Source organism: Pseudomonas sp. FG86 (genome assembly GCF_057808775.1).
In genome coordinates, this window is the sequence record NZ_JBMDIS010000066.1 from 26110 (window position 1) to 36251 (window position 10142).

Annotated in this window: 4 protein-coding genes; 2 read left to right on the forward strand and 2 right to left on the reverse strand. The window is 61.3% G+C overall.

Going from position 1 to position 10142, the window contains the following annotated elements; all coding sequences use genetic code 11:
- Positions 1-139 precede the first annotated feature (139 nt).
- Positions 140-5041, forward strand: a complete 4902-nt coding sequence (locus ACODSV_RS27715) for a dermonecrotic toxin domain-containing protein (protein WP_150054215.1) — start codon at positions 140-142, stop codon at positions 5039-5041.
- A 54-nt stretch (positions 5042-5095) separates the two neighbouring features.
- Here ACODSV_RS27715 and ACODSV_RS27720 read toward each other — a convergent pair whose 3' ends face one another.
- Together ACODSV_RS27720 and ACODSV_RS27725 are read right to left on the reverse strand one after the other, a co-directional pair.
- Positions 5096-7471 (reverse strand): efflux RND transporter permease subunit, encoded by a 2376-nt coding sequence (locus ACODSV_RS27720; RefSeq protein ID WP_150054214.1) that lies wholly within the window; start codon positions 7469-7471, stop codon positions 5096-5098.
- Positions 7472-7486: 15 nt separating this feature from the next.
- On the reverse strand, positions 7487-8527 hold the full coding sequence (locus ACODSV_RS27725) for a WD40/YVTN/BNR-like repeat-containing protein (RefSeq protein WP_069081340.1): 1041 nt from the start codon (positions 8525-8527) through the stop codon (positions 7487-7489).
- Positions 8528-8836: 309 nt separating this feature from the next.
- Here ACODSV_RS27725 and ACODSV_RS27730 point away from each other — a divergent pair, with 309 nt between their 5' ends.
- Entirely contained in the window at positions 8837-9952 is a 1116-nt protein-coding gene (locus ACODSV_RS27730) for a Gfo/Idh/MocA family protein (RefSeq protein WP_150054213.1), read from the forward strand.
- The last annotated feature ends 190 nt before the right edge of the window (positions 9953-10142 follow it).

The following is a 10142-nucleotide window of genomic DNA, read 5'->3' on the forward strand; positions in this document are numbered from 1 at the left end:
CCACTCCGGATGCGCGCGCCATCGTGACAACCAGCACCAGCAAGCCGCCTCCGCAACACCCTAACGGGCTACCACCTCCCCCGAACACAGCACATTACCTTGCATGGGCGCGTCTTCATTCAACGGAAAAGGAACTCCCATGCCAGCCCCAAACACCCCACCTGCCGCACAGCCGATCCGACAAGCGGTTGAAGCCCAGTTCCGCACCTGCCCGACATTGCGCTCAGTCACCGCGCAACTGCTCGCCACCAACCTGAAGGAAAAATACCCGCCGCTGACCTATCCGCTCGCGGACCTTCGATTAGCCGTACCCCGTGAAGGTGGCGGTCGCACCCTGCTCCCCTTGCTGGAGGTCACGCTGGGCTACCTGGCTGATGGCGGCTTTCCCGATGTATCGACACGTCTGGGCCTGGACAGCTATTTGAGCGGCGCCACCGGCAGCCGCCTGACGTATCACACCAACGAACGCAGTCGCGACTATGACCTGGAGGTCATTGAAGGGGTTATCAGAGAACTGCCGACGCTGCTGTTCATCGATTTTCAAGAAGCTCTGGCTACCTATTGGGGCCAGGACAGTGACGCCCGCGTCAGTCGCTGGAAGTGGCTGGCCGATGTGCTGCAAGGCTCGCTGCTCGAATCCGCCACTCGCCAGGCCGGAAACGCAGCCCAACCCCTGAGCATCCTCAGCACGTTGAACCGCTACCCCGACAGAGCCACTCGCGCCGCACGCCCTTGGCCCGAGAACGCGGTGCGCGCCTATACCCTGGAGACGCAGTTGGAACGGGCAGGCACCCGACTCACTCTGCAAGCCAGCGATATCCTGATAGTCAGCCAAGCGCATGTGTTGCTGTGCAGCCTCGACGGCAAGATTGAGTCATACCCCGACCTGGATGCTTTCGGCCAGGCCTGGGGCGAGCGCATGCAACAGCGTTTCGTCGTCGACAGGATCACCTGGCGGCAGTACGAGCCCGACGGCAATATCTTCGAGATACAAGCCGCGCTGGTACTGAACCAGCAACTGGATGACCTGGCCACAATTGAACTTCCCGCCAGGTCTACGGTGACCGCCCTTGAGCAGCTGTTCGCCGCCACCGCAAACCCGGGTCGATTATTCACCGACGCCGCCACGCCCCTGGCAACCCTATCGACCCTGCAGGCCGCCCTTCCCGACTGGCTGCAACGCGCCAGCACCGCCGACCGCCTGGCCTATCGTCAATGCCTGATTGAACAAGCCGGTATTCGGCGCCTGACCCTGGGCGACTCCGACTTCGACGGCCTGGAAACACTGCGCAGCTATGCGACCCAGCATTTGAACCACCAACTGTGCCTGGACCGCACCGAGGCCCTGGGTGGCACGCGTACCTGCAGCCAGGAGACATTATCTGCCGGGCTCGCTGCCGATGACGTGGAGCTGACCTTTCATGTCCCGGTGGGCAGCCTGGGGGGCGGTTACATCGAGCCGGTCTCCATGACCCTGGTGGACCTGGCCCTGAAAAACCTCTCGGGAAAACCCAAAGGGCGCATGACCCTAAGCCACCGCCGGGGCCGGGAAGTGGAAGCCTGGCTGACCGCCGACTACATCCTCCAACTGATCCAGCGTGTCGACATCGGTAAAAATTACCCCAACTACCTGCGCCAGGCGCTGATGAGCGACACCGAGGCGGCGCAAAAACGCCAGCGGCTGTTCCAGCAGCAACGGCCCGTGCACCTGAAAACCCAGGCGTTGGAGCACAAGATCAAGGGCGAAGCGGGCCTGACAACCCGAGGTGTGCAGTGTGTGAACGCCGTGCTCGACCCGGACCCCATGGCGCGGCGCATCGACGGCAACGCCATCGTCATTCGCCCGCTGGCGTTTCTGCGCAAGCCTGGGGCCACGGCGGATGTCGTGCAAAACATGTTCATCATCGAACCGCTCGACACCCAGTTGGGGCCGCACGTGCTTTATCGTCCAGCCTATCCCGACGCACTGCGCGAATTCGCCCGCCGCGAGCAATTGCTCGCAGCCATCGTGCAGCCCGGCCCCCTGCAGGACAGTGTCCTGACCTGGTTGCCGGACACTGCCAGGGCGATCTACAGCCATGGCGGTTTTACTCAACCCCACATCGTACGTGTCGGCATAGGATCGGAGTTCGACAGCCTGCCCAGCGTGCCCAAGCCCGCGGAACTGGCAAAGGCCGGCGACGAAAGCGCTGACGAACTGCTTCAGTCACTCAACCACGGCAGCCTCATGGAGTACCTGTTTGGTTGTGAAACCCGACAGGTGTTGGACCAGGCCGAACGTGAGTCGACGTCCAACCGTGAAAGCCGCTGGGCGCTGATCCTGGAAGGCATGCAACTGGGGTTCAACACGCTGTTGATCGCCGCGCGCGGGCCATTGGCGGCAGTGGGTTGGCTCCTGCAACTGACGCAAAGCCTCACACAAGACCTGCCAGCGCTGGAGAGTGACGACCCCACCGCGAGGGAGCTGGCGTGGGTCGACCTGCTGCTTAATATCAGCCTGTTGATGGTCCATCACGGCGCCCCTGCGACCGTTCCCGACAACCCGCCGTTCGATGCACAAGCCCTGACTCGCGAGCCGTTCAGGCGCCCGCTGGCAGGCCCGGCAACGAGACGAACGACGGTGGTTGCCCGCGGCGGTGTCGGCCTGCCCGCAGAACCACCGGGGGGTGGCCGCACGCTGATGGATTTTGACCACTCCCTGGCCAGCGACAGCGCCTCGGCAAGGCTTTTGGACAAACTGCGAGCCGTCAACATCGCCTGGCCCGTGCCTGCACCAGAGCCGGTCAAAATCGGGGCACACGCTGGGTTGTACAGCATCGGCGGCCTCTGGCATGCCTCCGTCGGCGGCTTGTTGTTCAGGGTCAGTATTGTCCCGGGGTTTGGCGAGGTGTTCATCATTCATCCTGAACATCCAGACCACCCCGGCATCAAGCTCAAAACCGACGGTGAGGGCCACTGGAGCCTGGACCCAGGGCTGAAGCTGCTGGGCGGCGGTCGCAAGGAGGAACTGCAAGCACAAAACCGGCTCAAGAAAGAGCAGGTGCTCGCGCGCGTACAGGCACTCAGTCAAGAGATCCCGCAACTGGTGGCGCCGTTTGATGCGTCACTCAAACCGACACAAGGCGCATTTGAGGCCCTGAAGAATCAACGCAAAATCGTCCAATTGACGGCAGAACTGCTGAAAAAGGCGACTGATGCACAAAAACCGGCGCTGGAGGCACGCCATCTGAAGGAAACCCTCAGGCACCAGGAACTACGTACCGAATTCGAGATCCTGCTGCAAAACCTGGAAGTCCTGTTTGCCCAGTCACTCACCCCGCGCCTGGAAATGGTCAAGCTGGGCCAGGAACTGGAAAAAGTCGGCGGGGCGGGTGCACACGTGCGCGACCGCGAAAAAATCCTCAAGACTGTCTGGGATCAGCAACTGTTCATTCACACCTTGCTATTGGGCCGGCTGAACGCCATGCGCTTCTCCCGCGCGGGAGAGCCGATGTCAGAGATGGCGCGCAGGATGTTTATCGACAATTTGCTCGGAGACCGCACCGTCTACAACGAATACATCAGCAACGCCATTGAGTCGGCCAATATCCGCCAGCACATGGGCGAGGTCTCGGTCACCATGGAGAACACCCTTCAACTGCTGGAGCAGGACTCGCGCGCGGGACGTGTGATACGTCAGAAACTGCTGGATGAAATCGCCTTTCCACAGCATTTTTTTTCCGACAACCTGAAACTCAATGCGCTGAATTATCTTGCCGCCGCCAGCGTGGAGATGAGCGACGCCGCAACGCCTCCGGAAGAAGACCTCTACATCAGGCGCCTTGAGCACATCGACTTGTTCGAGGTGCTGCTGTCTCACGTTGAAGTACGCAGCAGTGCCGAATACCCGCTGGCCGAACAACGGGATGTCTACGAGACGGTGCTCAAGCAGTACAGCCGCTACGAAGAGGCTATCCGCGCCCTCAAGGTCATCAATCCGCGTCGACTGCGGGTGGAGTCCGAGCGCCTGCTGGACGGTCTCGAGTATGCCAAGGCGCTTGCACAAAATGAGTTGGAAGCGGTGGTGCGCAAGCAGGAAGCGCTGGACGTCGAGCTGCCCCTGTCAAAAAACCTGCGCCCCAAGCTTCCGACAAAACGGGTGTTCAAAACCCGTAAAAAACAATACCTCATCGGCGAACTCAAGCCTGCCGGTGCGCAAGGCACCGAGGAGCGCTTTACCATCACCGACACGTTAACCGGTGAAACCGTTACCGCTTTCAGCCGACACGAAGACGGCTGGGCAGCCACTGAAGACGAACCGGCTGCCCCGGCGTTAGCCGAACCGCAAGGCCGCCCACTTGCCACCCTTAAAAGCCTTGGCCAGGCGCTGATCGAGCAGCGCAAAGGCATTGAACACACGATTGCGACCGACCAGCAAAAACTCGACTCGCCCCTCACCCGTCAACAGGTCAACCCAGGCGACTGGGATGAACTGCTCACTGGCCATGCGAGAAAACTCACGGCACTGGCCGAGGAAATACAGCGCGATCACCTCGACAAACTATCGGCCCAGGACCTGATCGATGAATACCTCGCGCAGGCCCGGGATATGACCCGGCGAGCACAACGTGTGTGCAGTGAAGCCTACAAGCGCCAATGGCCGACACCGGAGAGCCTCAACTACCTGTGGGAGCATCAAGAAATCGATATCAACCTGACGAGCCTGGCCGACCCGCAACGTCCGACCCTCAGCGGCGACTTCTTCACCGAATACGCGGTTTACGACAAGGCGAAAAAACCTCCGGTGGTGTTGTGGTACACGCACTTCCACTACGCCACGGCCGACGCCCCGCCCGCCCGTTACACCCGGGCGCATTTGAAGCTGCCCGAACAGCGCAAATTCACCCAGAAGGATTTGCTCAAGGAACACGTCCAAGCCTACTTGCGCAACCTCCGGGACCCCGGCAGCGAACCGGTCACCAACATTGTCTATGTACTGATCACGCCTCCCGTCGACCAGATTTTCCTGGCGATCGCGCCGCTACCGCGAGCGAACCCGTGATACCGGCCTGAAGGTCCACCTTGGGGTGAGGGCCAGACGCCCTCACCCCAGGGCTCAGTGGGCAAACAGCGAATTGCCCTTCTGCCCCGCCAGTTTCTCGGGCTTGATCAGGAAGCGGGCCAGCGCCGGCAGCAGCCATAGCGCGCCAAACATGTTCCACAGCAGCATGAAGGTCAGCATCAGGCCCATGTCGGCCTGGAACTTGATCGCCGAGAAGATCCAGGTGCACACGCCGATCGCCAGGCACAGGCCAGTAAACAGCACGGCCTTGCCGGTGGACTTGAGCGTCTGGTAGTACGCCTCTTGCAGTGGCAGGCCGGCACGCAGGAAGCTTTCCAGGCGGCTGTAGATGTAGATGCCGTAGTCCACGCCAATCCCCACGCCCAGGGCCACCACCGGCAAGGTCGCGACCTTGACGCCGATCCCCATGAACGCCATCAGCGCGTTGCCCAGTACCGAGGTCAGCACCAGCGGCAGCACGATGCACAGGGTCGCCGCCCAGGAACGGAAGGTGATCATGCACATGGTGGCCACGCACAGGTACACCAGGATCAGGATGGTCAACTCCGACGCCTTGATCACTTCGTTGGTGGCCGCTTCGATCCCGGCGTTACCGGCGGCGAGGATGAATTCCAGGCCGTCCTTGTTGTTCTCCTTGGCGAACGCCTGCACCGCATGCACCGCGCGGTCGAGGGTTTCGGCCTTGTGGTCGTTGAGGAACACCAGCACCGGCGCCAGCGAGCAATTGTTGTTGTACAGGCCATCGGCGCGGGCGATGGAGTTGTTCAGGACATCCGGGTTACGCGACAGGGTTTCCCATTTCAGGTTGCCCTCGTTCATGCCCTTGATCATCTGCTTGGACACGGTCACCAGCGAGATCGCCGACTGCACGCCCTCGGTGTTCTGCATCTTCCACATCAACTGGTCGATCGGCGCCATGGCTTCATAGCGCGAGCAACCTTCGGCCTTGGTCTTGACCATCACCACCAGCACGTCGGAACTGGTCGAGTAGTTGCTGATGATGAAGTTGTTGTCCTTGTTATAGCGCGAGTCCGGGCGCAGCTCCGGCGCACCTTGGTCCAAGTCGCCGATCTTCAGGTTCTGGCTGTACCAAAGGCCGCCGCCGAAGGCGACCAGCGCAAGCAGGATCGAGACCGGCGCCACTTTGGCGCTGGCGAATTTCGACAGCAGGCGCCAGAACGGGTGGTCGCGGTGTGCGTCCTTCTTGCTGCGGGCGATGGCGCGATGGCTGATGCCGGCATAGGAAATCGCCACCGGCAGCAGGATCAGGTTGGTGAACACGATCACCGCCACACCGATGGATGCGCCGATGGCCAGTTCACGGATCACCCCGATATCGATGATCAACAGCGTGATAAAGCCCACGGCATCCGCGAGGATCGCGATCATCCCCGGCAGGAACAGTTGCCGGAAGGTACGCCGCGCGGCGGTCAGCGCGTTGTCGGCCTCACTGGATTGCAGGGCGATACCGTTGATCTTCTGCACGCCGTGGGAAATACCGATGGCGAAGATCAGGAACGGCACCAGCATCGAATACGGGTCCAGCCCGAAGCCGAAGAAGTGCATCAAGCCCAGTTGCCAGACCACCGCCACCAGCGTGGTACTCAATACCGCGACCGTGCTGCGCAGGCAGTTGGTGAACCACAGCAATAGAACCAGGGTGATGACGAACGCAACGCCGAAGAACAGCACCACCATCACCAGGCCGTCGATCAGGTCGCCGACCTTCTTGGCAAAGCCGACGATATGGATCTTGACGTTGGGGTTCTGCGCTTCGAACTTGTTGCGGATCTTATCTTCCAGTTCATGGGAGAACTTGCGGTAATCCAGGGCCAGTAGCTTGCCCTGGTCCTGCGGGTCCGGGTAGGACTCCAGCAGCGGGATATCGACAATGCTCGACTTGAAATCGTTGGACACCAGGCGCCCGACCTGGCCTGACTTGAGCACGTTGTTGCGCAGTTGGTCGAGGCTTTGCGGCGAGCCGTTGTAGCTCTGCGGGATCACTTCACCACCGGCAAAACCTTCTTCGGTCACTTCGGTCCAGCGCACGCTGGGGCTCCACAGCGACTTGAGGCCCGAGCGGTCGACGCCGGAGATGTAGAACACCTCGTCGTTGATCTGGCGCAGGGTCTCCATGTACTCCTTCGTGAAGATGTCACCGTCCTTGGCCTCCACCGAGATGCGCACCGTGTTGCCCAGGTTGGCCAGGTCGTTGCGGTGTTCCATCATCTTCTCGATGAAGGGGTGCTTGAGCGGGATCATTTTTTCAAAGCTGGTGGACGGGCGAATCAACGTCGCCTGCCAGAACAGGAACACACTCACCAGCAGGCAAATGACGATAACCGCCGGGCGGTTGTTGAAGATCAGGCGCTCAAGAAAGGTCGCTTTATCGTTGTGATGACTGCTCATTCTTTCCCCGCCTTCTTATTGTTTTGTCGGTTCGGCGCCGGTGGGCGTGGCGACGCGAACACCACCCTGCCCGACCAGAATCAAGTTGCCGTTGCCTGCCGCCGTGACGGCCGACAACGAAATGCGGTCCGGGCGGTTGAATACGCTGAAGGTCTGGCCGTCGTCATGGCTGACCACCACGCTGCCGCCGTTGCCGACCACCACCAATGAGCCGTCATCGAGCAAGGTCGCCCCCGACAAGCCGAACTCCAGGGCGCCGCGCGCGGCATTCAATTCGACCTGCTCCCAGGTGCTGCCGAAATCCGTGGAGCGGTACAGGTTGCCGCGCAAACCATAGGCCAGCAGGGTCTGCGGTTGAGCGGTGCTGATCACGCCAAACAGCGAGCCCTCGTAGGGGCCTTCGAGTTTTTCCCAGGTCTGGCCGTCGTCGCTGGAGCGGAACATGCTGCCCTGCTCGCCCACGATAAACAGGCCGGCGTCCTTGATAGAAGCGATGGCGTTGAGGTGAAACTGGTCTTCGTTATCGAGGCGGTCGCTGACGTCGTTCCAGGTCTTGCCGCCGTCGGTGGTTTCGATCAGCGCACCGTAGGCACCGACGGCCAGGCCGTGGCTGGCGTCTTTGAACCATACGTCGAGCAACGGCGCTTCGCGCTTGAGGTCCTGGTATTGCTGGCTCCAGGTGGCACCGCCGTCGGTGCTGGCGAGGACTTGCGCATCATGGCCGACCGCCCAGCCGTGCTGGTCATCGACGAAATACACCGCCGTCAGCAGTTGCCGGGTGGGAACTTTGGCTTGGGTCCAGGTAGTGCCCTGGTCATCGGAATAGAGGATATGCCCGCGATCACCGACCGCCACCAGGCGCTTGCCGGCATGGACCACGTCGATCATCAGGCCCTTGGCGGCCTTGGGGGATTCAATCGCAAACACCGCGGCGGCGGGGGTATCGCTGGCGGCCTGGACGGCGGTCGGCAACGCGACGGCTCCAAACAGCGAGAGCGCTGTGGCCAGCAACGCAACCCTGCGTGCGGCACGTGGGCGGCAAACAACCCAACCCATGACAGGCTCACTCATAGACCTTTCTCCCATTATTATTGTTAGGTCGTGTTGCCTTCCTGGGCTCTGAAACCTGCAATCTAGAGCGCCTGGAGGCAGCAGGGGCCATCCTATCGGGCTTTCGAATCGTCTGACAATCGGCGCTACGTTATCTTTTGTTAACTGACGGCGTTTGGCCACGTGCTGAATATAGCCACATCAGCCGGAATGATAGCGCGCGCCTAATGAATTAATTTTTCCATATCTTGAATTTTGGGAATTTTTATTCCATTAATAGTGTTCCTGAAAACAATAATCCAAAGGACCACGGCGATGCGCGAACTCGGAATCGGCTTGATTGGCACAGGCTTCATGGGGCGTGCCCATGCCCTGGCCTTCAACAACGCCCGCGCGGTATTTGAACTGCCCGTCACCCTGAAACTGGCCGCCCTGGCCGATGCCGACACCGAACGCGCCCAGCGTTGCGCCAGCGCCTGGGGCTTTGCCCGGGCCCATGGCGATTGGCAAACGCTGGTCAACGACCCGTCGGTGGACGTGGTGGCCATCACCACCCCCAACCACCTGCACTACCCCATGGCCATGGCCGCGATTGCCGCAGGCAAGGCGGTGTACTGCGAAAAACCCCTGGCCGTCAGCCTGCAACAGGCCGATGCCATGCGCCGTGCGGCAAGCGCGGCCGGGGTGGTGACGCGGGTCGGCTACAACTATCAGCACAACCCGATGATCGGCCTGGCGCGGCAGTTGATTGCCAATGGCGACCTTGGCGAGATCATCAGTTTCCAGGGCGAGTTCAGCGAAGACTTCATGGCCGACCCGGCGTCACCCTGGTCATGGCGCTGCGAAGTGGAACACGCCGGTGGCGCCCTGGCGGACCTGGGCAGCCACTTGTTGTCGATGGCGCGTTATCTGGTCGGCGATGTGCTCAGCGTGTGCGCCGATACGCAGACGGTTCATACCCGCCGCCCCGCGATCAAAGGCAGTACCGAATTGAAAGCCATCGCAGTGGATGACCAGATTCACGCCCTGCTGCGTTTCGCCAACGGCGCACGCGGCACGGTGAGCAGCAGTTGGCTCAAGCACGGCTACAAGAACCACCTGAGTTTCGAGATCAGCGGCACGAAGGGCACCCTGGCGTTCGATCAGGAGCGCTTGAATGAACTGCGCCTGTGCCGCGCCGGCCAGGACGGTTTCCAGCGCGTGCTGGCGGGCCCTGCCCTGCCGGGTTATGCGGCGTTCAGCCCGGCTGCCGGGCACCAGTTGGGCTACAACGAACTGAAGACGCTGGAGGTGCAGGAGTTGATGATGGCGCTGGCCGGCCAGGGCGCGGACGGCACTGACTTTGAGGCGGCGTGGGAAGTGGAGCGGTTGGCGACGGCGATTCGCGTGGCGGCCCAGGAAGAGCGCTGGGTAACAGTGGGCACGGTTTGAGCAGGTGGGAGGGGCGGTGCGACGATTCGACATTGCCCCCGACGGCGGTGCATCAGTTAAAACTGTACGGGCTGACACTCCGCCATCGGGGCATAAGTATCTACACAACTTTTTTCAGCGGTCTGTGGCGAGGGCGCTTGGTCCCGTGGCGGCCTTCGGGCCGACCGCTTTTTTGGAGTTTTAGCGAGTA

Bases quoted from the DNA above. Each gene is read 5' to 3' on its own strand.
- ACODSV_RS27720 (WP_150054214.1), bottom strand. From the start codon at position 7,471: ATGAGCAGTCATCACAACGATAAAGCGACCTTTCTTGAGCGCCTGATC.
- ACODSV_RS27715 (WP_150054215.1), top strand. From the start codon at position 140: ATGCCAGCCCCAAACACCCCACCTGCCGCACAGCCGATCCGACAAGCG.
- ACODSV_RS27730 (WP_150054213.1), top strand. From the start codon at position 8,837: ATGCGCGAACTCGGAATCGGCTTGATTGGCACAGGCTTCATGGGGCGT.
- ACODSV_RS27725 (WP_069081340.1), bottom strand. From the start codon at position 8,527: ATGGGTTGGGTTGTTTGCCGCCCACGTGCCGCACGCAGGGTTGCGTTG.